The organism is Mesorhizobium sp. WSM4871, assembly GCF_055811295.1.
In genome coordinates this window covers 194,870-221,023 of record NZ_JBVVPU010000011.1, presented here as the reverse complement: position 1 = coordinate 221,023, position 26,154 = coordinate 194,870, and the positions used below count along the sequence as shown (strand labels likewise).

23 protein-coding genes are annotated in these 26,154 nt (G+C 62.7%); 17 read left to right on the top strand and 6 right to left on the bottom strand.

The window, feature by feature from the left end; all coding sequences use genetic code 11:
• The first annotated feature begins 2 nt into the window (after nucleotides 1-2).
• From AC0L2H_RS22980 to trmB, 5 genes are all read left to right on the top strand, one after another.
• Nucleotides 3-1,076, top strand: coding sequence for a hemolysin family protein (locus AC0L2H_RS22980; protein WP_097574343.1), 1,074 nt, complete (start codon nucleotides 3-5; stop codon nucleotides 1,074-1,076).
• A 770-nt stretch (nucleotides 1,077-1,846) separates the two neighbouring features.
• On the top strand, nucleotides 1,847-3,439 hold the full coding sequence (gene lnt / locus AC0L2H_RS22975; protein WP_473592336.1) for an apolipoprotein N-acyltransferase: 1,593 nt from the start codon (nucleotides 1,847-1,849) through the stop codon (nucleotides 3,437-3,439).
• A 142-nt stretch (nucleotides 3,440-3,581) separates the two neighbouring features.
• Complete coding sequence (locus AC0L2H_RS22970; RefSeq protein ID WP_107649427.1) at nucleotides 3,582-4,001, top strand: helix-turn-helix domain-containing protein; 420 nt, start codon at nucleotides 3,582-3,584, stop codon at nucleotides 3,999-4,001.
• 352 nt (nucleotides 4,002-4,353) lie between these two features.
• Entirely contained in the window at nucleotides 4,354-5,631 is a 1,278-nt protein-coding gene (metK, locus tag AC0L2H_RS22965; RefSeq protein WP_473592335.1) for a methionine adenosyltransferase, read from the top strand.
• A gap of 11 nt (nucleotides 5,632-5,642) precedes the next feature.
• On the top strand, nucleotides 5,643-6,359 hold the full coding sequence (gene trmB / locus AC0L2H_RS22960) for a tRNA (guanine(46)-N(7))-methyltransferase TrmB (protein ID WP_473592334.1): 717 nt from the start codon (nucleotides 5,643-5,645) through the stop codon (nucleotides 6,357-6,359).
• A 69-nt stretch (nucleotides 6,360-6,428) separates the two neighbouring features.
• Here trmB and AC0L2H_RS22955 read toward each other — a convergent pair whose 3' ends face one another.
• A complete protein-coding gene (locus AC0L2H_RS22955; RefSeq protein ID WP_473592333.1) occupies nucleotides 6,429-6,593 on the bottom strand; it encodes a hypothetical protein in 165 nt (54 codons plus the stop codon).
• A gap of 330 nt (nucleotides 6,594-6,923) precedes the next feature.
• On the opposite strand from AC0L2H_RS22955, the gene rimP reads away from it, so the two are divergent.
• The 10 genes from rimP to AC0L2H_RS22905 all read left to right on the top strand — a co-directional run bounded on the left by rimP (nucleotide 6,924) and on the right by AC0L2H_RS22905 (nucleotide 19,325).
• Nucleotides 6,924-7,562, top strand: coding sequence for a ribosome maturation factor RimP (rimP, locus tag AC0L2H_RS22950; RefSeq protein WP_473592332.1), 639 nt, complete (start codon nucleotides 6,924-6,926; stop codon nucleotides 7,560-7,562).
• Nucleotides 7,563-7,617: 55 nt separating this feature from the next.
• Nucleotides 7,618-9,213, top strand: a complete 1,596-nt coding sequence (nusA, locus tag AC0L2H_RS22945) for a transcription termination factor NusA (protein WP_473592331.1) — start codon at nucleotides 7,618-7,620, stop codon at nucleotides 9,211-9,213.
• A gap of 38 nt (nucleotides 9,214-9,251) precedes the next feature.
• On the top strand, nucleotides 9,252-9,902 hold the full coding sequence (locus AC0L2H_RS22940) for an RNA-binding protein (RefSeq protein ID WP_473592330.1): 651 nt from the start codon (nucleotides 9,252-9,254) through the stop codon (nucleotides 9,900-9,902).
• A complete protein-coding gene (gene infB / locus AC0L2H_RS22935; protein ID WP_473592329.1) occupies nucleotides 9,899-12,466 on the top strand; it encodes a translation initiation factor IF-2 in 2,568 nt (855 codons plus the stop codon). Before AC0L2H_RS22940 ends, infB begins: the two co-directional genes overlap by 4 nt.
• Nucleotides 12,467-12,675: 209 nt before the next feature.
• Nucleotides 12,676-13,113, top strand: a complete 438-nt coding sequence (gene rbfA / locus AC0L2H_RS22930; protein WP_473592328.1) for a 30S ribosome-binding factor RbfA — start codon at nucleotides 12,676-12,678, stop codon at nucleotides 13,111-13,113.
• A complete protein-coding gene (gene truB, locus AC0L2H_RS22925; protein ID WP_473592327.1) occupies nucleotides 13,113-14,093 on the top strand; it encodes a tRNA pseudouridine(55) synthase TruB in 981 nt (326 codons plus the stop codon). The genes rbfA and truB overlap by 1 nt, the downstream gene beginning before the upstream one ends.
• A 45-nt stretch (nucleotides 14,094-14,138) precedes the next feature.
• Nucleotides 14,139-15,233, top strand: a complete 1,095-nt coding sequence (gene corA, locus AC0L2H_RS22920) for a magnesium/cobalt transporter CorA (RefSeq protein ID WP_473592326.1) — start codon at nucleotides 14,139-14,141, stop codon at nucleotides 15,231-15,233.
• Between the two features lie 142 nt (nucleotides 15,234-15,375).
• Complete coding sequence (rpsO, locus tag AC0L2H_RS22915) at nucleotides 15,376-15,687, top strand: 30S ribosomal protein S15 (protein ID WP_274609724.1); 312 nt, start codon at nucleotides 15,376-15,378, stop codon at nucleotides 15,685-15,687.
• Nucleotides 15,688-16,089: 402 nt separating this feature from the next.
• Nucleotides 16,090-18,237 (top strand): polyribonucleotide nucleotidyltransferase, encoded by a 2,148-nt coding sequence (gene pnp / locus AC0L2H_RS22910; protein ID WP_473592325.1) that lies wholly within the window; start codon nucleotides 16,090-16,092, stop codon nucleotides 18,235-18,237.
• A 74-nt stretch (nucleotides 18,238-18,311) separates the two neighbouring features.
• Nucleotides 18,312-19,325, top strand: coding sequence for a class I SAM-dependent methyltransferase (locus AC0L2H_RS22905; RefSeq protein WP_473592324.1), 1,014 nt, complete (start codon nucleotides 18,312-18,314; stop codon nucleotides 19,323-19,325).
• 10 nt (nucleotides 19,326-19,335) lie between these two features.
• Here the strand turns inward: AC0L2H_RS22905 and AC0L2H_RS22900 are convergent, their stop codons facing one another.
• From AC0L2H_RS22900 to fabA, 4 genes are all read right to left on the bottom strand, one after another.
• Complete coding sequence (locus AC0L2H_RS22900) at nucleotides 19,336-20,877, bottom strand: putative bifunctional diguanylate cyclase/phosphodiesterase (RefSeq protein WP_473592323.1); 1,542 nt, start codon at nucleotides 20,875-20,877, stop codon at nucleotides 19,336-19,338.
• A gap of 82 nt (nucleotides 20,878-20,959) precedes the next feature.
• Complete coding sequence (fabI, locus tag AC0L2H_RS22895; protein WP_473592322.1) at nucleotides 20,960-21,772, bottom strand: enoyl-ACP reductase FabI; 813 nt, start codon at nucleotides 21,770-21,772, stop codon at nucleotides 20,960-20,962.
• Between the two features lie 15 nt (nucleotides 21,773-21,787).
• Nucleotides 21,788-23,008 (bottom strand): beta-ketoacyl-ACP synthase I, encoded by a 1,221-nt coding sequence (gene fabB, locus AC0L2H_RS22890; protein ID WP_473592321.1) that lies wholly within the window; start codon nucleotides 23,006-23,008, stop codon nucleotides 21,788-21,790.
• A 31-nt stretch (nucleotides 23,009-23,039) separates the two neighbouring features.
• On the bottom strand, nucleotides 23,040-23,558 hold the full coding sequence (fabA, locus tag AC0L2H_RS22885; protein ID WP_473592320.1) for a 3-hydroxyacyl-[acyl-carrier-protein] dehydratase FabA: 519 nt from the start codon (nucleotides 23,556-23,558) through the stop codon (nucleotides 23,040-23,042).
• Nucleotides 23,559-23,903: 345 nt separating this feature from the next.
• Here fabA and irrA point away from each other — a divergent pair, with 345 nt between their 5' ends.
• Nucleotides 23,904-24,335, top strand: a complete 432-nt coding sequence (irrA, locus tag AC0L2H_RS22880) for an iron response transcriptional regulator IrrA (protein WP_473592319.1) — start codon at nucleotides 23,904-23,906, stop codon at nucleotides 24,333-24,335.
• 66 nt (nucleotides 24,336-24,401) lie between these two features.
• On the opposite strand, the gene AC0L2H_RS22875 is transcribed toward irrA, so the two are convergent.
• Complete coding sequence (locus AC0L2H_RS22875; RefSeq protein ID WP_107649445.1) at nucleotides 24,402-24,959, bottom strand: SH3 domain-containing protein; 558 nt, start codon at nucleotides 24,957-24,959, stop codon at nucleotides 24,402-24,404.
• Between the two features lie 158 nt (nucleotides 24,960-25,117).
• On the opposite strand from AC0L2H_RS22875, the gene AC0L2H_RS22870 reads away from it, so the two are divergent.
• Nucleotides 25,118-26,119: a 2-hydroxyacid dehydrogenase gene (locus AC0L2H_RS22870; protein ID WP_473592318.1), complete on the top strand. Its 1,002-nt coding sequence runs from the start codon at nucleotides 25,118-25,120 to the stop codon at nucleotides 26,117-26,119.
• Nucleotides 26,120-26,154: the final 35 nt, after the last annotated feature.

The following is a 26,154-nucleotide window of genomic DNA, read 5'->3' as shown; positions in this document are numbered from 1 at the left end:
CGATGAACGACAAACCAGAAACTGCCGCCCGCCCCGACGCCGGCAGTGCGACCAAGCCTTCAGAAACGGCGGAAGAGGGCTCGAGTCCGAGTACCACGACCGGCAGCATCGCCAGCGAGCCATCGCCTGCCGGTCCTTCCCTGTTCGATCGCGTGCTCGGCCTGTTCAGGCAACGCAACGGCACCAGCCTGCGCGAGGAGATCGCCGGCGCGCTCGCCGAGACGACGAGCGATGCGGAATCTTTCTCGCCCGGCGAGCGGGCCATGCTCAACAACATCCTGCGCCTGCGCGAAGTGCGCGTCGAGGACGTCATGGTGCCGCGCGCCGACATCGAGGCGGTCGAGATCACCACGACGCTCGGCGATCTTCTGGGGTTGTTCGAGCAGTCGGGCCATTCCCGCATGCCGGTCTATTCCGAGACGCTCGACGACCCGCGCGGCATGGTCCACATCCGCGACGTGCTGGCCCACATCACCAAGATCGCCCGCGTCAAGAAGGGCAGGACGACCAGGAAGACGCCGGTCGCGACGGTTCTCGATCTCGCCAAGGTCGATCTCGCGCGTACCATCGGCGACCTCAACCTGATCCGCCCGGTGCTGTTCGTGCCGCCGTCCATGCTCGCCTCCGATCTCATGGCGCGGATGCAGACGACGCGCACCCAGATGGCGCTGGTCATCGACGAATATGGCGGCACCGACGGCCTCGCTTCGCTGGAGGACATCGTCGAGATGGTCGTCGGCGACATCGAGGATGAGCATGACGACGACGAGCCGATGATCACCCAGACCGGCGAGGGCGTGTTCGTCGTCGATGGCAAGGCCGAAATCGATGATGTGACCAAGATGATCGGCGAGGATTTCGCCGCCGGCGAGCATGGCGAATATGTCGACACCATCGGCGGCATGATCTTCAACACGCTTGGCCGCGTTCCGGCCCGCGGCGAGGTGGTGCAGGCCATACCGGGCTTCGAATTCCATGTGCTGGATGCCGATCCGCGCCGGGTCAAGCGCGTGCGCATCGTGGAGACCCAGAAGAGCGAGCGCCGCCGCCGCGCCGCCCGCGCCGAACAGGCCTAGGTAAAGTCACGCTATTAGTTCTACCGTGTCATATCCATTATTGATAATTGTCGTCCCTTGGCGCTGCCCCTCACCTGCCTGCCGGCATCCTCTCCCCGTCACTATACGGGGAGAGATGTCCGGCAGGACAGTGAGGGGCAGCGCCAACGGTAAGGATTGCTGTTCAGTCAAAAACATGACGCAGTAGGATTAGTGTCTCGGTCTGAATAAGTACCTTAGCGGGTCGTGAGCGCCATTTGCAATTCCACTGAAGAGGACGCCGGCTATCGCCGAAATCGCAACGCTTGGAATAGCTGCGATAGCAAGCACGATCGTTAAATCGGTGTACTCCTCCCACGCATTAGGTGGTGATGGAGGAGACGTGAGCGCCAGTCCTCCCCACAAAACAACATTCAGGAAAGCACAACCGACAAAACCGATCACCCATCCCCATTTGGTATGACTTCGAAGCAAATAAAGCGAAACAAAAACACCGAGAACGATCAACCCTGGACCATGACTTGAAACGAAGGCGAGCCAAAAATCAGATATTGCAAATCTTCCGGTCCAAGGCTGTATCAGCACGAACAGCAGTAGAGCACTGGGAATGGAAACCATCAGGATGCTGAGAAGACGTAGAGAACGGAAAATCGCTTCAATCGAGGTGTGCTCCCATAACGATCGGCAGCATGCCATTCTTGACTAAGGACTGCAAACGTCGTGGTCGTTTGGTGCCCAGACCGCAGCCTGATAAATCTTGCTCCCTGATTCGCGCGACTCGGGAAATGTGCATGGAGCGCCTGGCCGGCCGGATAATTCTGCTATGGGGTTGGCGGCGCGCGCTGGTGGCGTTCCTTGCCGGGGCGCTGGCGGTTCTTGCCCAGGCGCCTTACGATTTCTTCGCCGTCTGTTTCGTTTCGTTTCCGCTGCTGGTCTGGCTGCTCGATGGCGCGACCGGCGAAGCTTCCGATGGTTGGCTCAGGCGTCTGCGGCCGGCTTTCGCCATCGGCTGGTGGTTCGGCTTCGGCTATTTCCTCGCCGGCCTGTGGTGGATCGGCCAGGCGCTTTTGGTCGAGGCTGACAGCTTCGCCTGGGCACTTCCCTTCGCCGTGGTCGGAATTCCGCTGGCGCTCGCCTTCTTCTACGGCTTCGCGACCGTGGTTGCCCGGCTGCTGTGGAGCAACGACATCGGCCGCATCGCAGCCCTTGCCTTCGGCTTTGCCCTGGCGGAATGGCTGCGCGGGTTCCTGTTCACCGGTTTTCCCTGGAATGCGATCGGCTACGCCGCGATGCCGGTGCCCTTGCTGATGCAGAGCGTGTCGGTGACCGGTATGGTCGGCATGAACGCGCTGGCGGTCTTCGTCTTCGCGCTGCCTGCCCTGCTTGCGGCGCGCCGGCATATCCGCCTGGGTACCGCATTGCTTGTCGTCCTCGTCGCGGGCCATGTCGGCTTCGGCTATGTCAGGCTTGCCGCTCCGGAGAAGCCGGCTGAGCGGAGTCTCGATGTCCGTATCGTGCAGCCGGCTGTCGACCTCTCGGAGAAGTGGGACGCTTCGGTGCGCGACCGCATCTTCGCCACCATGATGGGGCTCTCGGCCAAGACGCCCGAGCCTGGCCACGGCAAGCCGCAATTGATCCTGTGGCCGGAAACCTCCGTGCCGTTTCTTTTCACCGAACGTCCCGATGCGCTGACCGCGTTGGGAAATATGCTCAGCAACGGCCAATTGCTGATCGCCGGCGTCGTCCGGGAGGAGGGCGGCTCGGCGGCAAGCGCCGACGCCCGGTACTACAATTCCGTGGTGGCCATCGACGACAAGGGAGAAATCGCTGACGCCGTCGACAAGGTTCACCTGGTGCCGTTTGGAGAATATCTGCCTTTCGCCGGATTGCTCGGCCGCTTCGGGCTCGAGCAGCTGGTCGCCGGGCCGATGAATTTCGCGGCCGGCAATGAACGGCATCCGATCACGCTTCCCGGCGGCATCCGTGCGCTTCCGTTCATTTGCTATGAAGTCATCTTTCCCGACCTGGTAGCGGTTGACGCAACGTCAGCCGAGCTTATTGTGAACGTCACGAACGATGCGTGGTTCGGGGACACGCCTGGCCCCTACCAGCATTTCAGACAGGCGCAGGTTCGTGCGGTGGAGAACGGGGTGCCCCTCTTGCGCGCAGCCAATAACGGCATTTCCGCCGTGGTCGATCCGCGCGGACGCATCGTCGATGCGCTGGCGATCGACGCCCGCGGAGCCATAGATGTCCGCGTGCCGATTTCCAATCAAGCCATCGTCTCCTCCGGCCAAAGACGCATTAACGGAATGCTGATCATGTTGCTTCTTGCCCTTGCAGCTTGCGCATTGAATGTAAGGCAGAGGCTACGGGTGAATTGACAGTCGACACATTAGAAACTCATACTGTAAGCGCCTGAAGTTTCTCGAAGTCGGTGGGTGGTAGTGTTGGGGCACTGGCCGCTAGCTTAGTTTGGGCGGGAAAAAATAGAAAAAAGCCGGAAAAATTCGGCGAGGAAAAATAATGACAGAAGAGAACAAGAAGAAACCGAATCCTATCGATATCCATGTCGGAAGTCGTGTCAGGCTTCGGCGCAACATGTTGGGAATGAGTCAGGAAAAGCTGGGTGAGAATCTCGGCATCACCTTTCAGCAGATCCAGAAGTACGAAAAGGGGACCAATCGCGTCGGCGCCAGCCGCTTGCAGGCAATCGCCTCGATTCTCGGCGTGCCTGTCGCCTTCTTTTTCGAGGACGCGCCGGGCCAGGAGGCCGTGGGTAACCGCGGGTTTGCCGAAGACGCATCGATGACTTTTGCCGTTGAATTCTGCGGCAGTCCGGAAGGTCTCCAGCTCAACCGGGCTTTCGTCAAGATCGCCGACGTGAAGGTTCGCCGCAAGATCATCGAACTGGTGAAAGCCCTTTCCGTCGACGAAGTTGATTGATCCGGGAAGTTGATTGATCTGGCAGGCCGCTGAGAAGGTCGAAAAAGACCGGGAGCGTCGTAGCGGGGCACGCAAATTCCCGCAGTCGCGGACATTGTGGAATTCGCGTTCCATGGACACCACGGGACGGGATCGGTTTTGCTCGACACGCGTCCCCAAAGCCCTTTTTCTTGCGACCTGTGAAAAAGCAAGGGACGACGGCGGCGCCCTGGAGCCGTCCAGGATACGAAGATAATGGCATCGAAATTCACGCCGGGGCGGAGACCCCGCTTGACGAGCGGCGGCTGGCACCGCTAACACGTGGCGCGCCAGGATCGGCAGCCTGCCGATACTTTTTCGAGAGGGGACACCCGTGACGCGGCAGAACTACTTCTTCACCTCGGAATCCGTTGCCGAGGGCCATCCCGACAAGGTTTGTGATCGTATCTCCGACGAGATCGTCGATCTGGTCTATCGCGAGGCCAGGAAGACCGGCATGGACCCCTGGAAGGTCCGCGTCGCCTGCGAAACGCTGGCGACCACGAACCGCGTCGTCATCGCCGGCGAAGTGCGCGTCCCCGATACGCTGCTCAAGAAGGACAAGGAAGGCAACATCCTGAAGGATGCCGCCGGCCATCCGATCGTCAATCCGGCGAAGTTCAAATCGGTCGCCCGCAAGGCCATCCGCGAAATCGGCTACGAACAGGCCGGCTTCCACTGGAAGACGGCAAAGATCGACGTTCTGCTGCATGGCCAGTCGCCGGATATCGGCCAGGGCGTTGATAATGCGTCCGACCGCCAGGGCGAGGAAGGGGCCGGCGACCAGGGCATCATGTTCGGCTACGCCTGCCGCGAGACGCCGGATCTGATGCCGGCGCCGATTTATTACAGCCACAAGATCCTCGAACTGCTGGCTGCTGCGCGCCATGAAGGCAGTGGCGATGCCGGCCGGCTTGGTCCGGATGCCAAGAGCCAGGTCACGGTCCGCTATGTCGACGGCAAGGCGGCCGAGGCAACGCAGATCGTCCTGTCGACCCAGCATCTCGATGCGAGCTGGGATTCCCAGAAGGTCCGCAAGGTCGTCGAACCCTATATCCGCGAGGCGCTTGGCGATCTCAAGATCGCCGACAATTGCAACTGGTACATCAACCCGACCGGCAAGTTCGTCATCGGCGGCCCTGACGGCGACGCTGGCCTGACCGGCCGCAAGATCATCGTCGACACCTATGGTGGCGCGGCGCCCCATGGCGGCGGTGCTTTCTCCGGCAAGGACACCACAAAGGTCGACCGCTCCGCCGCCTATGCGGCGCGCTACCTCGCCAAGAACGTCGTGGCGGCCAAGCTCGCCGACCGCTGCACCATCCAGCTTTCCTACGCCATCGGCGTCGCCCAGCCATTGTCGGTCTATGTCGACCTGCACGGCACCGGTAAGGTCGACGAGGCAAGGCTCGAGCAGGCTCTGCGCAGCGTAATGGACCTGTCGCCGTCCGGCATCCGCCGCCACCTCGATCTCAACAAGCCGATCTACGCCAAGACGTCGTCCTACGGCCATTTCGGCCGCAAGGCCGGCCGTGACGGGTCGTTCTCCTGGGAGAAGACCGATCTGGCCAAGGCGCTCAAGGACGCGGTCGCCGACCCGGTCGCCGCCTAGCCGCGGCGCCCATGGACCCGAAAGACCGGGATCCGAGAGACCGGCCAAGCCGTGCGACCGAAGCGTTTTTCGGCCGCCGGCGCGGCAAGACCATCCGCCCGCAACAGCAGGCGGCACTGGAAACCGGCTTCAGGACATACAGGCTCGAGTTGACGGCGGCGGCGGCGCCCGATCTGCGCGGCCTGTTCGAAGCCGATGTCGGCGCCATCCATCTCGAAATTGGTTTCGGCGGCGGCGAGCACCTCTTGCACCGCGCGACGGCGGCTCCGGCGACCGGCTTTATCGGCGTCGAGCCTTTCGTCAACGGCATGGCCAAGATGATGATGGCGGTCAGGGAACGGCCGCTTGCCAATCTTCGGGTTTATGATGATGACGCCACGCGCCTGCTCGACTGGCTGCCGCAAGCCTCGCTCGACGGTATCGACCTTCTCTACCCCGATCCCTGGCCGAAGAAGAAACACTGGAAGCGCCGCTTCGTTAGTCCGCTCAATCTCGACCGTTTCGCGCGCGTCCTGAAGCCTGGCGGAAAATTCCGCGTTGCCTCCGATATCGACAGCTATGTGAACTGGACGCTGCTCAACTGCCGGGCGCATCATACGTTCGCCTGGCAGGCCGGCGAAGCGGCCGACTGGCATCAGCCTTATGAGGGTTGGCCGGGGACGCGCTACGAGGCAAAGGCCATTCGCGAGGGCCGGCGGCCGGCCTATCTCACCTTCATCAGAAAATAGCGCCTTTTCGGAAATACCACCCTCAGCGTGACGCTCGGATGGGCCAAGCCCTACGCCAGATGCTTCGCTTCAGAAACGGCCAATCTTGTCGAAGGCGGCCGGGTCCATGCCGAGCTTGCGCAGATCGCCGGCGCGCGGCTTGCGGCCAGCCTCGACTGCTCTCGACGCGGCAACGGCGCTGCCGAATGTGGTGAAGATGTCGCCAATGGCGGAAAACAGTTTACGGCTGCTCATGATATCAAACCTTTCGCGCGCCACCGCGCGCTCTTTGTGCAATGCAACATAGATAGGTGTGGGGCGTCTCCAATCACAGCGGCGTTACTGCATGGTCGCCCTGCGTCAGGCGCAAGGCTGCCCATCTCCTCCTCGGTCGGTCACATCATTGCCGGGCTACCCATCTGCTGCCCGATCTACACAGGGCTTCCAAGCAGACTTGAAACGCCGGCCGGTATCGTCTATATCAGCCTCAAATTCTTGGTCGGTATGACGAAGAGTGGGTCCACCCGGTCCCGCTCTTTTTTATTACCTGCCGGCCAGTCACGGAAAAGACAGCGACAGGATCGAATGACCGCAGCGACAAGCCAGGCCGACGACCGCATCATCCGCGAAAGCGGCATCGATGCGCGTATCGCGCTGATCGTGCAGCCGGTGCTGCGCGGCATCGGCTTCCGACTGGTGCGGGTGCATCTGTCGGGCCAGAACGGGCTGACGCTGCAGATCATGGCCGAACGCGAGGACGGCACCATGACTGTCGAGGATTGCGAAGAGGTCAGCCGCGCGGTGTCGCCGGCGCTCGATGTCGATGATCCGATCGAAAAGGCGTATCATCTCGAAGTGTCGTCGCCCGGCATCGACCGGCCGCTGGTGCGCAAGTCGGACTTCGTCACCTGGACCGGCCATCTGATCAAGATGGAAACCTCGGTCCTGGTCGCCGAGCGCAAACGCTTCAAGGGCAAGATCGCCGAGGCCGGTGAGGACGACGTGCTGATCGCTCGCGACAAGGCCGCCTATGGCGAGGAGCCGACGGTGCGCGTGCCCTACGACGCGATTGCCGATGCGCGGCTGGTGCTGACCGACGATCTCATCCGCGATGCCCTGTCGAAGGACAACAGGGCGCGCAAGGAAGCCAGGAAACGCCGCGGCGAACCCGAAGACGACGCGCCAGAGGGCGCGGAAGCGGACGCCACGGAAGAAACCGAATAGGAAATGTGATTGGGCTGCCGGGCGAAGGCTCGGCAACAAGCTCGGGAGAAAAGAAATGGTTGTAAGCGCCAACAGGCTTGAACTGCTGCAGATCGCCGACGCGGTCGCGCGTGAAAAGTCGATCGACAAGTCGATCGTCATCGCCGCCATGGCCGATGCGATCCAGAAGGCAGCGCGCTCGCGCTACGGCCAGGAGACCAATATCCGCGCCGACATCAACGCCAACACCGGCGAGATGAAGCTGCAGCGGCTGATGGAAGTGGTCGAGAAGGTCGACGACTACGCCACGCAGATCGCCATTTCCTCGGCGCGCGAGCGCAATCCCGACGCCCAGCTCGGCGACTTCATCGCCGAACAGCTGCCGCCGATGGACTTCGGCCGCATCGCCGCCCAGTCGGCCAAGCAGGTCATCGTGCAGAAGGTGCGTGAGGCCGAGCGCGATCGCCAGTATGACGAATACAAGGACCGCATCGGCGAGATCGTCAACGGCACGGTCAAGCGCGTCGAATACGGCAACGTCATCGTCGATCTTGGCCGCGGCGAGGCGATCATCCGCCGCGACGAGCTGATCCCGCGCGAGAACTACAAATATGGCGATCGCGTCCGCGCCTATGTCTATGACGTGCGCCGCGAGCAGCGCGGCCCGCAAATCTTCCTGTCGCGCACCCATCCGCAGTTCATGGCCAAGCTGTTCACCATGGAAGTGCCGGAGATCTACGACGGCATCATCGAGATCAAGTCGGTGGCCCGCGATCCGGGTTCGCGCGCCAAGATCGCCGTCATCTCGCGTGACTCATCGATCGACCCGGTCGGCGCCTGCGTCGGCATGCGCGGCTCCCGCGTCCAGGCGGTGGTCGGCGAATTGCAGGGCGAGAAGATCGATATCATTCCGTGGTCGCCTTCGGCCGCGTCCTTCATCGTCAACGCGCTGCAGCCGGCAGAAGTCGCCAAGGTCGTCCTCGACGAGGATGCCGAGCGCATCGAGGTCGTGGTGCCGGACGACCAGCTCTCGCTGGCCATCGGCCGCCGCGGCCAGAACGTGCGGCTTGCCTCGCAGCTCACCGGCTGGGATATCGACATCCTGACCGAGCAGGAAGAGAGCGAACGTCGCCAGAAGGAATTCGTTGAGCGTTCGGCGCTGTTCATGGAAGCCCTCGACGTCGATGAGATGGTAGGTCAGGTGCTCGCCTCCGAAGGCTTCACCAGCGTCGAGGAGGTCGCCTATGTCGATGCCGGCGAGATCGCTTCGATCGACGGCTTCGACGAAGACACCGCTTCGGAAATCCAGACCCGCGCCCGCGAATATCTCGAGAAGATCGAGGCCGAGCACGACGAGAAGCGCAAGGCGCTGGGCGTGACGGACGAATTGCGCGAGATCCCCGGCGTCACCACCGCCATGATGGTGACGCTCGGCGAGGACGGCGTGAAGACGATCGAGGACTTCGCCGGCTATGCCGCCGACGATCTGACCGGATGGAAGGAACGCAAGGACGGCGAGACGAAGGTGTTCCCCGGGGTGCTTGCCAATCACGGCGTGTCGCGCGCCGATGCCGAGCAGATGGTTCTGGCTGCCCGCCTCAAGGCTGGCTGGATCACCGAGGACGAGGTTGCGGCCCAGGAAGCGCCGGCTGACGAAGCCGTTGGTGCGTGAGGTGAAACCGCATCGCACACAACCCGCCCTTGGACGAGATGAACGATCGCACCTGCATCGTTACGCGCAGACAGGCCGAACCGGATGAATTGATCCGTTTCGTCGTCGGCCCGGATTCGGCCGTCGTTCCCGACATCAAGAAAAACCTGCCCGGCCGTGGTTGCTGGGTGACGGCCGACCGCCTACATATCGACAAGGCGGCAGCGAAAAACCTGTTTGCCCGCGCCTTCAAGGCGCAGGTGACCGTGCCGGCCGATCTCGGCGGCATGGTCGACGGGCTGCTCTCCAGATCCGCTTTGGGTATGCTGGGCCTTGCTCGCAAGGCAGGCGCAATCGCGCTCGGCGCCACCAAGGTCGAGAGCGCGGTGCGCGGCGGACTGGCGCTTTTCGTGCTCCACGCAGCCGAGGCGTCCGATGACGGGGTTCGCAAGATCAGCCAGGCGCGGCGGGCAACCGTCCATCTTGGTGGCCCCGCCATCCTTGCCTACAAACTTTTCTCCGAAGCCGAGTTGAGCTTGGCATTGGGGGGCACAAATGTGATACATGCTGCCGTTCTCGCGGGAGACGCGGGCAGGGCGGTCCAGAAGCGCATGGTTGCGCTCGACCGGTATCGGGGCGGTTCCCCGGACGATCTGGCAATGCTTGCGGCCGTTGCTGACGAAGATGATGCCGCAGAGGATATGGAATGAGCGATACGAAATCTGGCGACGACAAGACGTTGAGTGTTACGCCGAAGAAGACCTTGACGCTGAAGCGCCCCGGTACGGAGCAGGGCATAGTGCGCCAGAATTTCTCGCACGGCCGCACCAAGTCGGTCGTCGTCGAGACCAAGAAGCGCAAGTTCTCGCTGCCCGGCGACAAGCCGGAGCCGGCCGCTGCTCCTGTGTCCGTCTTCACGCCGAAGCCGCCGGTAGCGGCGGCACCTGTGGTGCAGGAAGCGCCCAAGGCGCCGCCTCCGCAGCCGGTCGAGCGCAGCGGCATGGTGCTGAACGAATTGTCGCGCAATGAGATGGAAGCGCGCCGCCGGGCCCTGGAAGGTTCGAAGGTGCGTGACGTCGAGGATCGCCAGCGCGCCGTCGAAGAGGCCAAGCGCCGCGCCGAGGATGAAGAGCGCCGCAAGCGCGAGCGCGAGGAATCCGCGCGCCGTCAGGCCGAGGAAGAGGCGCGGCTGCAGACCGAGGCCGAGTCCCGTCGCCGGGCCGAGGAAGAGGCGCGCCGCCGCGCGCCGCTGGCCGCCGAACTGGCGACCGCCGACGAGGAAGAGGACGTCAAGCCGAAACGCGCCGGCGCCGGTGCTCCGGTGCGCCGTCTGGTTACGCCCGAAGTGGCGCGTCCGGCCAAGCCCACCAAGGGCGAGGAAGATCGCCGCCGTGGCAAGCTGACGTTGAACTCGGCGCTGTCCGACGAGGATGCGCGCGCCCGTTCGCTGTCGTCGATGCGTCGGCGTCAGGAGAAATTCAAGCGCGCGATGCACAACGAGCCGCGCGAGAAAGTCATGCGCGAAGTGATCCTGCCCGAAACCATCACCATCCAGGAACTGGCCCAGCGCATGTCCGAGCGCGCCGTCGACGTGGTCAAGTTCTTCATGAAGCAGGGCCAGATCCTGAAGCCGGGCGACGTCATCGATGCCGACACGGCCGAGCTGGTGGCCACCGAATTCGGTCATACGGTCCGCCGCGTCGCCGAGTCCGACATCGAGGAAGGCCTGTTCAACATCGCCGACCGTCCCGAGGATCTCGAGCCGCGTCCGCCGGTGGTGACGATCATGGGCCATGTCGACCACGGCAAGACCTCGTTGCTCGACGCCATCCGCAACGCCAATGTCGTGTCCGGCGAGGCCGGCGGCATCACCCAGCACATCGGCGCGTATCAGGTCGAGAAGAACGGTCACAAGATCACCTTCATCGACACGCCCGGCCACGCCGCCTTCACGGCGATGCGCGCCCGTGGCGCCCAGGCCACCGATATCGCCATCCTCGTGGTGGCGGCCGACGACAGCGTGATGCCGCAGACGATCGAATCGATCAGCCACGCCAAGGCGGCCGGCGTTCCGATCATCGTGGCGATCAACAAGATCGACAAGCCGCAGGCCGATGCGCAAAAGGTGCGTTCGGAACTGCTGCGCCATGAAGTCTTCGTCGAATCGATGGGCGGCGAAGTGCTGGACGTCGAAGTGTCGGCGACCAAGGGCACCAATCTCGACAAGCTGCTTGAAGCGATCCTCCTGCAGGCCGAAATCCTCGACCTCAAGGCCAATCCGGATCGTACCGCCGAAGGCGTCGTCATCGAGGCCCAGCTCGACAAGGGCCGTGGTCCCGTCGCCACCGTGCTGGTGCAGACCGGCACGCTGATGCCGGGTGACATCCTTGTCGCCGGCAACGAATGGGGCCGGGTGCGCGCGCTGGTCAACGATCGCGGCGAGCAGGTCAAGGAAGCGCCGCCGGCAATGCCGGTGGAAGTGCTCGGCCTGCAGGGAACCCCGCTGGCCGGCGACCGCTTCGCCGTCGTCAACAACGAGGCCCGTGCCCGCGAGATCACCGAATACCGCCAGCGTCTGGCGCGCGAGAAGGCGGTGGCCAAGCACGCCGGCCAGCGTGGCTCGCTCGAACAGATGATGTCGCAGTTGCAGACAAGCGGACTGAAGGAATTCCCGCTGGTCATCAAGGGCGACGTGCAGGGTTCGATCGAGGCGATCAATGCCGCGCTCGACAAGCTCGGCACCGACGAGGTGCGGGCGCGCATCGTCCATGCGGGCGCCGGCGGCATCACCGAAAGCGATGTGTCTCTGGCGGAGACCTCCGGGGCTGCGATTATCGGCTTCAATGTCCGCGCCAATGTACAGGCGCGCGCCGCTGCCGCGGCGGCGGGCATCGAGATCCGCTACTACTCGATCATCTACAATCTCGTCGATGACGTGAAGGCAGCGCTTTCGGGCCTGCTCTCGCCGGAGCGTCGCGAGACCTTCATCGGCAATGCCGAGATCCTCGAGATCTTCGACATCACCAAGGTCGGCAAGATCGCCGGCTGCCGTGTTACCGAGGGCAAGGTCGAGCGTGGCGCGGGCGTGCGCCTGATCCGCGACAACGTCGTCATCCACGAAGGCACGCTGAAGACCCTGAAGCGCTTCAAGGACGAGGTCTCGGAAGTGCCGGGCGGCCAGGAATGCGGCATGGCCTTCCAGAACTACGAGGACATGCGCGTCGGCGACGTCATCGAATGCTTCCGCGTCGAGATGGTGACCCGGACGCTCTGAGTTCGTGGACTGTCGAATGACCGGGCGGTGGTCGAAAGGCCGCCGCCTGGAGCCATGATCCCGAAAAGTGGAATCCGGTTTTCGGATAAGATCATGGTCAGACAAAAAGATAGAGCCTGATCCATTTCGATTCTATCGGGTATGGATCGGGCTCTATGAGACATGTGGTGCGGTCCCATCCCGAGCCTCACGATTCCAGGACAAGAAAAATGCCTCGTTCAACCACCTTAGGCCCGTCCCAGCGCATGCTGCGCGTCGGCGAACAGGTGCGCCATGCTTTGTCGGAGACCTTGCAGCGCGGCGAGATCATCGATCCGTTGATCGAGAATGCCGTGGTTTCGGTCTCCGAAGTGCGCATGTCGCCCGATCTGAAGATCGCCACAGCCTTCGTCTCGCCACTCGGCGCCGGCGACGCCGGGGCAGTGGTCGAAGCGCTCAACAAGCACGCGAAATTCGTGCGTGGCCGCGTCTCCGGCGCGCTCCGGCAGATGAAGTATATGCCTGAATTCCGCTTCCGGCTCGACACCAGCTACGACAATTTCCAGAAGATCAACGAATTGCTGCACTCGCCCGAAGTGGCGCGTGATCTTGGCACGGATGCCGGGATCGACGGCCAGCGCAAAGACAACGACGAGGATGAAAAATAGTGGCGCGCCGCGGCAAGAAGAAGGGCCGGCCGGTCTCCGGCTGGCTGGTGCTGGACAAGCCGGTCGGCATGGGCTCGACCGAAGCCGTCTCCAAGATCAAATGGCTGTTCCAGGCGGAAAAGGCCGGCCATGCCGGCACGCTCGACCCGCTCGCCTCCGGCATGCTGCCGATCGCGCTCGGCGAGGCGACCAAGACGGTGCCCTACGTGCAGGATGGCGCCAAGATCTATCGCTTCACCGTAGCCTGGGGCGAGGAGCGTTCGACCGATGACCTCGAAGGCCCGGTGACGAAGAGTTCCGAGCAGCGACCGGCGGAAGCCGATGTGCGGGCGCTGCTGGCGAAATACACCGGCATCATCATGCAGACGCCGCCGCAATTCTCGGCCATCAAGATCGCTGGCGAACGCGCCTACGACTTGGCTCGGGAGGGGGAGATCGTCGACATACCGGCGCGGGAGATCGAAATCGGCCGCTTGGACGTCATCGAGCACGCCGCCGACCACACCATTTTCGAGGTCGAATGCGGCAAGGGCACCTATGTCCGCTCGCTGGCCCGCGACATGGGCCGCGACCTCGGCTGTTTCGGCCACATCGCAGAGCTGCGCCGGATCGAGGTCGAGCCGTTCACGCAGGAAGACTTCGTCACCATCGCCGAATTGGAGGCAGCGCGTTTCGGTGAACGGGGCGATGAGGAACCGGATACGGCCGATGATGCATCCGACGCTCCCGAGCTGCCGGTCGACTTCACGGCCATCGATGCGCTTCTGGTCGACACATCGGCGGCGCTCGATTGCCTGCCGCAGATCGCCATCAGCGACGATGCGGCGACAAAAATCCGCCTCGGCAATCCGGTCATCATCCGCGGCCGCGACGCGCCGGTTGAGGCCGAGGAAGCCTGCGCCACCGCGCGCGGCAAGCTGGTCGCCATCGGCGCCATCGAACAGGGCATGTTCAAGCCGAAGCGGGTCTTTGCCGGGTGACGGCTCTCATCCTGATCTCGGCCAGAGAGTACACCCGAGGGGCCTATGGCAAAGGTTGAGACGATCAAGAAGCGGGCGCCGATAGTAACGCGACGACCGCCGGTCGGCGCATCGCCCGGCACGCTGATTGCAGATCCCGCGGCCCGCCGGTCCGAACTGCGGCTGACATTGATCGCTCCCGACAAGTTCGAGACGATCGAAAATGCCAGCATCGACGATCTCAACATCCATTGCGACAATTGGCCGGTTGTCTGGCTGGACTGCACCGGGCTTGCCAACATCCCGCTGATCGAGGAGATCGGCCGCACCTTCAGTCTGCACCCGCTGGCTCTGGAGGATGTCGTCAACACCGGCCAGCGGCCGAAGGTGGATTTCTTCGAGGACCATGCCTTCGTTGTCGTCAGGATGATCGACGATGTCACGGCGCATCGCTACGAGCAGATCGCTGTCTTCTTCGGCAGGAAATTCGTCGTCACCTTCCAGGAGCGCGAGGGCGATCCGTTCGATCCCGTGCGCAAGCGCATCGAAAGCTCGGTGCCCAACCGCCTGCGCTCGCGCGGCGCCGATTACCTCGCCTATGCGCTGATTGATGCCATCGTCGATAGCTATTTCCCACCGATCGAGACCGCCGGCGAAATGGTCGACGGCATCGAGGATCAGATGCTGAACACGCCGCACAAGCACCAGATGCGGCAGCTGCACGAGTTGCGGCGCGATGCCAACGTGCTGAAGGGCGTGCTCTGGCCGATGCGCGATGCGCTGGCGACGCTGATCCGCAACGACGTGCCTTATGTGAAGCCCGAGACCAAGGTCTTCCTCAACGACACGCTCGATCATTCGCTTCGGCTGATCGAACTGGTCGAAACCCAGCGCGACATGCTGACCGGCCTGATCGAGATGCATCTGTCGCTGAGCCAGGCGCGCACCAACGACGTCATCTCCTATCTAACCATCGTTTCGGTCATCTTCATGCCGCTCACCTTCCTCGTCGGCGTGTGGGGCATGAATTTCGACCCCGATACCTCGCCATGGAACATGCCGGAACTGAAGGCCTATTATGGTTACCCGGTATCGCTGTTGTTCATGGCGGTCGTGGCTGCTGGATTGATCGCCTTCTTCAAGTGGAAGAAATGGCTTTAGCGTCAGCTTGAAAGTCTTCGTTTCTCTCGCGAAAGCCGGCTTGTGAATTGGGCTGGTGTTTTCCGGGGAATTGCACTATATGCGCCGCAGCATCGCGCTCTGACGCCTTGCTTGCACCGGCCCCTGCTGGACGACATCCCGGCTGAGGGCGACCCGTTTCCTCAAACAGATAAGGAAAAACACGATGTCGATCACTGCCGAGCGCAAGAAGGAATTGATGGGTGAATTCGCAACTGCCAAGGGCGATACCGGGTCTCCGGAAGTCCAGGTGGCCATCCTTTCCGAGCGCATCAAGAACCTGACCGATCATTTCAAGGACCACAAGAAGGATAACCATTCCCGCCGTGGTCTGCTCGCTCTCGTCTCCCAACGCCGCAGCCTGCTTGACTATCTCAAGCGCAAGGATGACGCGCGCTATCAGACGCTGATCGAGAAGCTCGGTCTGCGCCGTTGACGAATTGGCCGGCGGGCTTTCCTTGGGAGAGCCCGCCGGTCGCGCATTTGAGTGTCGGATGTTGCTCAAATGAAGGAACAGAGCGCCGCGCCTCGATCTGATGGGCAAAGGACGCTTTGATTGAATTTGCGCATGACGCTTGCCGAAAGCCGTGGTTTTCGGGGTCACGCGCAAGGCCAGTCGGATCGATTGGCCAACCCGGTTTCGAGACAGCAGAGGGCCATTCGAAACCGCCCATGGACGGTCATGGGGCAGGATTGCAGGACGCTCGTTGCGGCCACTGTGCCGGACTACCCGAGCTTCCCGTTGTCTTGCCCGTGGCTGCCCGAGAAAGGAAGCCAGGGAAAGGGCATTCGCGCACGCTGAAACGGCGCGGCCCTTTCCGCATAGTAAGGACAAGACATGTTCAATCACCACAAAGTGGAAATCGAATGGGGCGGTCGCCCGCTCATCCTGGAAACCGGCAAGATCGCGCGCCAGGCTGACGGCGCGGTGCTCGCCACTTACGGCGAAACCAAGGTTCTCGCCACCGTCGTTTCGATGAAGGAGCCGAAGCCCGGCCTCGATTTCTTCCCGCTGACCGTCAATTATCAGGAAAAGACCTACGCCGCCGGCAAGATCCCGGGTGGCTATTTCAAGCGCGAAGGCCGTCCGAGCGAGAAGGAAACGCTGGTTTCCCGCCTTATCGACCGCCCGATCCGCCCGCTTTTCGCCGACGGCTACAAGAACGACACGCAGATCGTCGTTACCGTCGTCCAGCACGATCTCGAGAACGATCCGGACATCCTGTCGATCGTCGCCACTTCGGCGGCCCTGACGCTTTCCGGCGTGCCCTTCATGGGCCCTGTCGGCGGCGCCCGCGTCGGCTACATCAACGGCGAATACGTTCTCAACCCGCATGTCGACGAGATGCAGGAATCCAAGCTTGACCTCGTCGTCGCCGGCACCGCCGACGCCGTGCTGATGGTCGAGTCGGAAGCCAAGGAACTCGGCGAGGATCTGATGCTCGGCGCCGTCATGTTCGGCCACAGGGGCTTCCAGCCGGTGATCGACGCGATCATCAAGCTGGCCGAAGTCGCCGCCAAGGACCCGCGCGATTTCACCGCGCCGGACTATTCGGCGCTCGAAGCCGAGATGCTGAAGATCGTCGGCGACGAGCTCCGCGACGCCTACAAGATCACCGACAAGCAGAAGCGCTATGCCGCCGTCGACGCCGTCAAGGCGAAGGTCAAGGCCGCGTTCGCGCCGGCCGAAGGCGAAGAGGCCAAGTACACCTCCGAGCAGATCGGCAGCGTGTTCAAGGAGCTTCAGGCCAAGGTCGTGCGCTGGAACATCCTCGACACCGGCTCGCGCATCGACGGCCGCGACCTGAAGACGGTTCGCAAGATCGTCTCCGAAGTCGGCGTCCTGCCGCGTACCCACGGTTCGGCGCTGTTCACCCGCGGCGAGACCCAGGCGCTGGTCGTTGCCACGCTCGGCACCGGCGAGGACGAGCAGTATGTCGATTCGCTGACCGGCATGTACAAGGAGAAGTTCCTCCTGCACTACAACTTCCCTCCCTATTCCGTCGGTGAGACTGGCCGCATGGGTTCGCCGGGCCGCCGCGAAATCGGCCACGGCAAGCTCGCCTGGCGCGCTATTCGTCCGATGCTGCCGAGCGCCGACCAGTTCCCCTACACGCTGCGCGTGGTCTCGGAGATCACCGAGTCCAACGGTTCGTCATCGATGGCCACCGTCTGCGGCACCTCGCTGGCGCTGATGGATGCCGGCGTGCCGCTGGCCAAGCCGGTTGCCGGTATCGCCATGGGCCTGATCAAGGAAGGCGAGCGCTTCGCGGTTCTGTCGGACATCCTGGGTGACGAAGATCACCTCGGCGACATGGATTTCAAGGTCGCCGGCACCGCCAACGGCATCACCTCGCTGCAGATGGACATCAAGATCGAAGGCATCACCGAGGAGATCATGAAGATCGCGCTGGACCAGGCCAAGGACGGCCGCCAGCATATCCTCGGCGAGATGGCTCATGCCCTGACCGGCGCCCGCCCCGAACTCGGTGAGTTCGCGCCGCGCATCGAGGTCATGCACATCCCGACCGACAAGATCCGCGACGTCATCGGCTCCGGCGGCAAGGTTATCCGCGAGATCGTCGAGAAGACCGGCGCCAAGATCAACATCGAGGACGACGGCACGGTCAAGATCGCTTCGTCCAACGCCAAGGAGATCGAGGCGGCGAAGAAGTGGATCCACACCATCGTCGCCGAGCCGGAAGTCGGCGAGATCTACGAAGGCACGGTCGTCAAGACCGCCGACTTCGGCGCTTTCGTCAACTTCTTCGGTCCGCGTGACGGCCTCGTCCACATCTCGCAGCTTGCCAACGACCGGGTCGCCAAGACCTCGGACGTCGTCAAGGAAGGCGACAAGGTCTGGGTCAAGCTGATGGGCTTCGACGAGCGCGGCAAGGTCCGCCTGTCGATGAAGGTCGTCGACCAGGCCACCGGCAAGGAAGTCGTTCGCGACAAGAAGGCCGAAGGCGAAGAAAACGCCGCCTGAACTGTCATACAATGAGGTTGAAACGGGCGCGGCACATGTCGCGCCCGTTTTCGTTTAAGACATGAGATCGAAGAATGTCCGTCGAGCCGCTGAAGACGCTGTTCCATCCGTTCGAGGCCGAGGCGATCGCCTTGCCGCGAAAGGGAGAGCGTGTGCTCTTTCTGGGTGCGGAGCCCGGCTTTCGTTTGCCCGAAGGCTTTGAGGCAGCGCTCCATCTCGTGCAGGGTTTCCGGCCGCATTTTCGCGCCTTGCAGGCTTCGGGTTTCAGCATCGCTCCGCAAGCCGAAGGCAGCGCATTCGACACGGCGCTGATCCTTGCCGGCCGTCATCGGGGACAAAACGAATTGCGCATCGCCGAGGCGCTGGAGCGCGTGGCATCAAACGGTTTGATCGTGGTTGCCGGCAGCAAGGACGACGGCATTGCCAGTCTGCGCAAGCGCATCGAGGAGTTTGTGTCACTTGACGGTCATCTGCCGAAACATCACGGCATCGCCTTCTGGTTTCGCCGGACGGCCGCCGCAGAGGTCGCGGCAGCGCTTCGCGCCGGCAATCCGGACCTTGTGTTGGAGGGCCGTTTCCACACTGCGCCGGGGATGTTCTCTTTCGACAAGGTCGACAACGGCTCCAGATTGCTCGTGGAGAACCTGCCCGGAGACCTGCGTGGCAACATCGCCGATTTCTGCGCCGGCTGGGGCTATGTGGCGGCCGAGGTGGCGGCACACTCGCCTGGCATATCAGGGCTCGACCTTTACGAGGCGGACTTCGCCTCGCTCGAAGCGGCGAAGCGCAATGTCGGCAAAGGCACCGTTGAATCGCGCTTCTTCTGGATTGATCTGCTGAACGAACCGGTCGAGCGCCGCTACGACGCAATCGTCATGAACCCGCCCTTTCACCGCAGCCGGGCCGCCGAACCGGAGATCGGCGCCGGCATGATCCGCGCGGCGGCGAAGGCGCTGAAACCGGGCGGACGGCTGTTCATGGTGGCGAACCGTCAACTGCCCTACGAGCCGGTGCTGGCGGCCACTTTGTCCAGCCACGCCGAGATCGCCCGCGACGGCATGTTCAAAGTCTTCGCCGCGCGGCGTTAAGGAAGCAAATTCAGTTCAGGTTGGCGACGCGCTGTTCGCGGGCAGTGAGTGCTTCAGCAAACTCGATCTTGAGCGGCGCCGGCCGTCCGTACAGAAAGCCTTGCACCACTTCGCACCCGGCTGCCCTGAGCAGCGTCGCCTGGTTTTCGGTCTCGACGCCTTCGGCGATGATGCTGACGCCGAGCGCCCGCGAGAGCCCGACAATGGTCGAAACCACCGCGCCGGAGCTGGAATCGGTGTCGATGCGGCTGACGAAGGAACGGTCGATCTTCAGCTTGCCGAACGAGAAATCGATCAGATAGCTGAGATTGGAATAGCCGGTGCCGAAATCGTCGACGGCGACCGAGATGCCCATCTCGGCAAGCTGCCGCAGTATGGTGGCGGCGCGGTCGCGGTCCTGCATCATCGCCGTCTCGGTGACTTCCAGCTCCAGCCGTGATGGCCGGATGCCGGTGCTCGCCATCGTATCGCGCACGATGCCGACGAAATCCTTGGTCATGAACTGGACCGGCGAGATGTTGACGGCAACAAAGCAGTCTTCGGGCAGATGGCGGGCATCGCTGCAGGCCTTGCGCAGCACCCATTCGCCGATCGGGCCGATCATGCCGGTTTCCTCGGCAATCGGTATGAATTCCATGGGCGCGATCATGCCGCGTTCGGGATGCCGCCAGCGGATCAGCGCCTCATAGCCGACGATACGGCCGCTCGGAAGGTCGAGTTGCGGCTGGTAATGGAGATCGAAATCGCCGCGGTCGAAGGCGATGTGCAATTCCGATTCGATCCACTGTCGATAATCCGCGACCTGGCCCATGTCGGAATGGAAGACCGACCAGTTGCCCACCCCGCTGGCGCGCGCGTTCTGGAGCGCCAGATTGGAACGGCGCAGGACGAGCACGGGATCGACGCCATCCTTCGGCATGGCCACGATGCCCACCGACAGGCTGACCGATTGCAGGTGGGAGCTGAGCTGGTACGGCTCCATCAGCTTCTCGATGAGCTTTTCGACGGCGCTTTCCAGGGACCCTTCTATCTCCCGGTCGGTGATGAGCACGGCGAATTCGCCGGCGCCGATGCGCCCGATCACCGCGCCCTCCGGCATGGATGCCTTCAGCCGGCTGGTGAAGGCGCCGATCAGCTCGTCGCCCTGGCTGTAGCCGATCGCGTCGTTGATCTGCTTGAAACGGTCGATATCGATGTCGATGAGAAACACCGGTTCGCCGGTTTTCATGGTCGCGGATGCGGCGTCGGCAATCCTGCCGACCATTGCCGGGCGCGCCAGCAGGCCGGTCAGCTTGTCGAGATGGGTTTCCTTGAAGACATAGTCCGCCGATTCATCGACGCCGGCAAAGAAGGACAGCGCTGCTCCCGCTGAAGCGAGCGCGCAAAGCGCCGCGATGATGCCAATCATCGTTCCGGTCTGCACGCCGGCAAGGCTGTCGCCGAAACCGAATTTGAGGCCCCACAGCCCGAGGACGAAACTGCCGATGCCCGAACTGGCAATGGTCAGCAATCGGAATATCGGTGTTCGCGTCGGATTGCTGGCAGCAGCCATTACAAAGTCCCCAGTAACGGGACCTTCTAGCGGACATATCCTTAAAATTAGTTGCGGCGAATATTAATAATTTTACTGGACACTAGTCCTTGCCGCCGTCGGTCTGCTTCAACTCGTCGAGCGTCGGCATGGAAACGATGTGATAGCCGGAATCGACATAGTGGATTTCGCCGGTGACGCCCGACGACAGGTCGGACAGGAGATAGAGCGCCGAACCGCCCACCTCGTCGATGGTCACGGTGCGACGCAGCGGTGAGTTGCGCTGCTGGTAGGAAAACATGTGGCGTGCATCGGAAATGCCGGCGCCGGCCAGTGTCCGCACCGGTCCCGCCGATATGCCGTTCACCCTGATCCCGCGCGGGCCGTAGTCATTGGCGAGATAGCGAACGCTGGCCTCCAGCCCGGCCTTGGCGACGCCCATGACGTTGTAATTCGGCATGACGCGGACGGAGCCCGCATAGGTCAGCGTGATCATCGAGCCGCTGTCCACCATCAGCCTGGCGGCGTGGCGGGCGATCTCGGTGAAGGAGTAGCAGGAGATGACCATGGTGCGGACGAAATTGTCGCGGCTGGTGTCGGCGTAAAGGCCCTTGAGCTCATTCTTGTCGGAAAAGCCGATGGCATGGACGACGAAATCCAGCCCGCCCCATTCCTTGCCCAAAGTCTCGAAGGTGGCGCTTACCGATGCGCTGTCCTCGACATCGCAAGGCACCACCAGGGACGCGCCAAGCCTGTCGGCGAGTGGCTTGACCCGCCGCCCGAACGCTTCGCCCTGATAGGTGAAAGCGAGCTCCGCCCCATGTTCGGACAATTTCCTGGCGATGCCCCAGGCGATCGAGTGGTCGTTGGCGACACCCATGACAAGCCCGCGCTTGCCCTTCATCAATCCGTCCATGGCCGGCGAAATCCCTTATGCGGAATAGCGCTGGAAAACCAGCGTTGCGTTGGTGCCACCGAAACCGAACGAATTGGACAAAACAGTGTCGATACTGGCGTTATCGATGCGCTTTCGCACGATCGGCATGCCCTCGAATTCCGGGTCGAGGTTCTCGATATGGGCGCTTTCGCCGATGAAGCCGCCTTGCATCATCAGGATCGAATAGATCGATTCCTGCACGCCGGCCGCGCCCAGCGAATGGCCGGTCAGCGATTTCGTCGAGGTGATGAAAGGCATTTTTTCGCCGAACACCTCGCGGATCGCGCCCATTTCCCTGGAATCGCCGACCGGCGTCGAGGTGCCGTGCGTGTTGATGTAGTCGATCGGCGAAGAGATGGTCGCGATCGCCTGCCGCATGCAGCGCACCGCACCTTCGCCCGAAGGCGCCACCATGTCGTAGCCATCGGAGGTAGCGCCATAGCCGACGATCTCGGCATAGATCTTGGCGCCGCGCGCCTTGGCATGTTCGAGCTCTTCCAGAACCAGCACGCCGGCGCCGCCGGCAATGACGAAACCATCGCGATCGACATCGTAGGCGCGGGACGCGACCGATGCCCTGTCGTTGTATTTCGACGACATGGCGCCCATCGCGTCGAACAGGTCCGACATCGTCCAGTCGAGATCCTCATGGCCGCCGGCGAAGACCATGTCCTGCTTGCCCCACTGGATCAGCTCGTAGCCATTGCCGATGCAATGGGCCGAGGTCGAGCAGGCCGAGGAGATCGAATAGTTGACGCCGTGGATCTTGAACCAGGTGGCGAGCGTCGCCGAAGCGGTCGACGACATCGCCTTCGGCACGGCGAACGGGCCGATGCGCTTGGGGCTGCCGTTCTTGAGGGTGGTCTCGGCCGCCTCGACGATGGTTCGGGTCGACGGTCCGCCAGACCCCATGACAATGCCGGTGCGTTCATTGGTGATGTCGTTCTCGCCAAGCCCGGCATCCGCGATCGCCTGGTCCATGGCGACATGATTCCAGGCGGCACCTTGCGACAGGAAACGCATGGCCCGGCGATCGATCATGGCCGAGGGGTCGAGCGTGGGCGCCCCCCAGACCTGGCAGCGGAAGCCGTGCTCGGCGAAGGAATCGGAGAAGCTGATGCCGGATTTGGCATCGTGGAGCGAGGCCTGCACCTCGTTGGCATTGTTGCCGATCGACGACACGATGCCGAGGCCTGTTACTACGACCCGTCTCATGGGCTGCTCCTTCCAGAGTGTCCGGTGACGGTCAGGAGACCGCCGATTGCTTCGACAGACCCACTTTGAGATCCGTTGCCGCGTATATGGGCTCGCCATCCGCTTTCAGCCAGCCATCGGCGATGCCAAGCACCAGCCGCCCGCGCATCACGCGCTTGAAGTCCACGCCATACTCCACCTTTTTGACCGATGGCGTGACCATGCCCTTGAACTTCACCTCGCCGGTCGACAGCGCCATTCCCTTGCCCGGCTCGCCGAGCCAGCCGAGGTAGAATCCCGTCAGCTGCCACATGGCGTCGAGGCCGAGGCATCCCGGCATGATCGGATTGCCGATGAAGTGGCAGGCGAAGAACCACAGGTCAGGCTTGATGTCGAATTCGGCGCGGATGAAGCCCTTGTCGAAGGCGCCGCCCGTCTCGCTGATCTCGGTGATGCGGTCGAACATCAGCATCGGCGGATAGGGGAGCTGGGCGTTTCCTGCTCCGAACAGCTCGCCACGGGCGCAGGCAAGCAATTCCTCGTATTCGTAGCTGGATTTCGTACCCGCCATCAATCGTCCCCGTAATCATCCCGGGCGGTAGGTGCCCTTGTCCTTGGTTTCCTAACACAATCTGTTTCAGGCCGGAAACCGGCGTCTGCGCTTAACCTGCCCATCTGCCCGGGTCAATGCGCGCGGTCCCATCGGTCCGGAAATCGGAATCGATTTCCGGAAAGCACGATGCGAGGCTAAAAAAGTGATAGAGCGTACTGTTGTGCGTCCAACAGGACGCACGTCGCTCTATTGATCGTATTCGGCCGACAGAATATATGTCAGGAGGTGTCCAGTTTCGGTCGATATTGGTTTTCTGCCATTCTGGGCACGTTGTGGGGCGGAACTGTGAGCATCGACGAATAGATGGATTTGGACTGCCGGAAGGAAAATGTCGCTGTGGACAAGCGGGTTCGCGAAGCCGGCCTGAGGCCGACGCGTCAGCGCATCGCGCTGGCCGATCTGCTTTTCGCCAAGGGCGACCGCCATCTGTCGGCCGAGGAACTGCACGAGGAAGCGATCGCCGCCGGCGTGCCGGTGTCGCTGGCCACCGTCTACAACGCCCTGCACCAATTCACCCAGGCTGGCCTTCTGCGCATCCTGGCCGTCGAAGGCTCGAAGACCTATTTCGACACCAACACCTCCGACCACCACCATTTCTACATTGAAGGCGAAAACAGGATCTTCGACATCGCCAGCGGTCCCGTCACCGTCTCCAACCTGCCGGAGCCGCCGGAAGGCATGGAGATCGCCAATGTCGACATCGTGGTGAGGCTGCGCCCCAAACGCTGCGATTGACCGGCGTTCCGGCGCTGAGTGGTATTTGCTTCACTGGCCTTGTTCGAATGGATTCGTGGTCAGAGGTCAGTTCTTGACCCGCTCGCCCGGATAGGCGCCCCACACGAGTGACTGCGCGAGCCAGCCGGTATGGCCGTCGAAAGTCATCTCGCACCACTGGCCGTCGCACGACTTGATCGTGCCCATCACGCCCGGTTCGACGATGGCGACGACGCTGGCACCCTTCTCCGGGTCGTCGAGAAGGTTGATTCGGCCACCCTTGCCGCGCTGCCAGGGCGCCACGATCGCCGTGCGGCGGCCCGAGAGCAGCGACTGGTTGATCCAGCCTTCCGAGCCGTCGGCGTCGCGCACGCGACGCCAGGTATCGAATTCCTGGATGATTTCCATCGGCAGGCCAGGCTTCATGTACATCCAGTCGACGGAGTAGTTGACGCCTGGTCCGACGCGGGAGTTGACGCGGCCCGATTTCAGGCTGACGAAGCGCGGCAGCGGCAGGCCGCTCGGCCCGAGCGTGATCGTCTGTGCGGGCGCTGCCGCACTTTGCGCCGCCGCAACAGGGGTGTAGAGCAGAGCGCCGAGAAATGCTGCGCAAATGGTCAGGCGGAGCGACGCGAAACCAGACACTTTCGTTCCTTTCGGCGCTCGCCCATCGGCCCCGGCGCCCCTTTTTCTTTGTCTTCGGCGGCACCGCTTGTTACATGGATGACCGGCGCCGTGATCGGTTCGCAGTTTCGCCGGTCTTGGTTAAAGAGGTCTCAACGGGATCGGGATTCGAGGGAACAATGGCAGGCAAAAAAAAGCCGCTCGTGGTCATAACGCGCAAGCTGCCCGACCCGGTCGAGACCCGCATGCGCGAGCTGTTCGACGCCCGGTTGAATGTCGAGGACAGGCCGATGACGCAGCCGGAGCTGGTCGCGGCGGTCAAGGAAGCCGACGTGCTGGTGCCGACCGTGACCGATCGTATCGACGCGGCGCTGATCGCCCAGGCCGGCGAGAATCTGAAGCTGATCGCCAATTTCGGCAATGGCGTCGACAAGATCGACGTGGCGGCGGCGGCCAAGAAGGGCATCACCGTCACCAACACACCCAACGTGCTGACCGAGGATACGGCCGACATGACGATGGCGCTGATGCTGGCGGTGCCGCGGCGGCTGGCGGAAGGCGCCAATGTGCTGACCGGCGACAAGAAATGGGCCGGCTGGTCGCCGACCTGGATGCTGGGCCGGCGTATCTGGGGCAAACGCCTCGGCATTGTCGGCATGGGCCGCATCGGAACCGCGGTTGCCAAGCGGGCCAAGGCCTTCGGTCTTTCGATCCACTACCACAACCGTCATCGCGTACTGCCGGCCGTCGAGGACGAGTTGGAGGCGACCTACTGGGAGAGCCTCGACCAGATGCTTGCCCGCATGGACATCATTTCGGTCAACTGTCCATCGACGCCGGCAACCTTCCACCTGCTGTCGGCGCGGCGGCTGGCGCTTATGCAACCCTCCGCTTACATCGTCAACACGGCGCGCGGCGACATCATCGACGAGGAATCGCTGGTCAAGCTGGTCCAGGACGGCAAGATCGCCGGTGCCGGCCTCGATGTCTACGAGCACGAGCCGGCGCTGAACCCGAAACTCTTGAAGCTCGCCGCCAAGGGCAAGGTCGTGCTTTTGCCTCACATGGGCTCGGCGACGCTCGAGGGCCGCATCGACATGGGCGAGAAGGTCATCATCAACATCCGCGCCTTTTTCGACGGTCACCGCCCGCCGGACCGCGTGCTGCCGTTGCGGGCGTGATCGGCTGACGGCGCTTACTCATCTGCGATCAGCGC

What these genes read in the sequence shown, in the direction of transcription:
- AC0L2H_RS22980 (WP_097574343.1), top strand. Translation starts at nt 3, where the DNA reads ATGAACGACAAACCAGAAACTGCCGCCCGCCCCGACGCCGGCAGTGCG.
- lnt (WP_473592336.1), top strand. Translation starts at nt 1,847, where the DNA reads ATGGAGCGCCTGGCCGGCCGGATAATTCTGCTATGGGGTTGGCGGCGC.
- AC0L2H_RS22970 (WP_107649427.1), top strand. Translation starts at nt 3,582, where the DNA reads ATGACAGAAGAGAACAAGAAGAAACCGAATCCTATCGATATCCATGTC.
- trmB (WP_473592334.1), top strand. Translation starts at nt 5,643, where the DNA reads ATGGACCCGAAAGACCGGGATCCGAGAGACCGGCCAAGCCGTGCGACC.
- AC0L2H_RS22955 (WP_473592333.1), bottom strand. Translation starts at nt 6,593, where the DNA reads ATGAGCAGCCGTAAACTGTTTTCCGCCATTGGCGACATCTTCACCACA.
- rimP (WP_473592332.1), top strand. Translation starts at nt 6,924, where the DNA reads ATGACCGCAGCGACAAGCCAGGCCGACGACCGCATCATCCGCGAAAGC.
- nusA (WP_473592331.1), top strand. Translation starts at nt 7,618, where the DNA reads ATGGTTGTAAGCGCCAACAGGCTTGAACTGCTGCAGATCGCCGACGCG.
- AC0L2H_RS22940 (WP_473592330.1), top strand. Translation starts at nt 9,252, where the DNA reads ATGAACGATCGCACCTGCATCGTTACGCGCAGACAGGCCGAACCGGAT.
- infB (WP_473592329.1), top strand. Translation starts at nt 9,899, where the DNA reads ATGAGCGATACGAAATCTGGCGACGACAAGACGTTGAGTGTTACGCCG.
- rbfA (WP_473592328.1), top strand. Translation starts at nt 12,676, where the DNA reads ATGCCTCGTTCAACCACCTTAGGCCCGTCCCAGCGCATGCTGCGCGTC.
- corA (WP_473592326.1), top strand. Translation starts at nt 14,139, where the DNA reads ATGGCAAAGGTTGAGACGATCAAGAAGCGGGCGCCGATAGTAACGCGA.
- pnp (WP_473592325.1), top strand. Translation starts at nt 16,090, where the DNA reads ATGTTCAATCACCACAAAGTGGAAATCGAATGGGGCGGTCGCCCGCTC.
- AC0L2H_RS22905 (WP_473592324.1), top strand. Translation starts at nt 18,312, where the DNA reads ATGTCCGTCGAGCCGCTGAAGACGCTGTTCCATCCGTTCGAGGCCGAG.
- AC0L2H_RS22900 (WP_473592323.1), bottom strand. Translation starts at nt 20,877, where the DNA reads ATGGCTGCTGCCAGCAATCCGACGCGAACACCGATATTCCGATTGCTG.
- fabI (WP_473592322.1), bottom strand. Translation starts at nt 21,772, where the DNA reads ATGGACGGATTGATGAAGGGCAAGCGCGGGCTTGTCATGGGTGTCGCC.
- fabB (WP_473592321.1), bottom strand. Translation starts at nt 23,008, where the DNA reads ATGAGACGGGTCGTAGTAACAGGCCTCGGCATCGTGTCGTCGATCGGC.
- fabA (WP_473592320.1), bottom strand. Translation starts at nt 23,558, where the DNA reads ATGGCGGGTACGAAATCCAGCTACGAATACGAGGAATTGCTTGCCTGC.
- irrA (WP_473592319.1), top strand. Translation starts at nt 23,904, where the DNA reads ATGGATTTGGACTGCCGGAAGGAAAATGTCGCTGTGGACAAGCGGGTT.
- AC0L2H_RS22870 (WP_473592318.1), top strand. Translation starts at nt 25,118, where the DNA reads ATGGCAGGCAAAAAAAAGCCGCTCGTGGTCATAACGCGCAAGCTGCCC.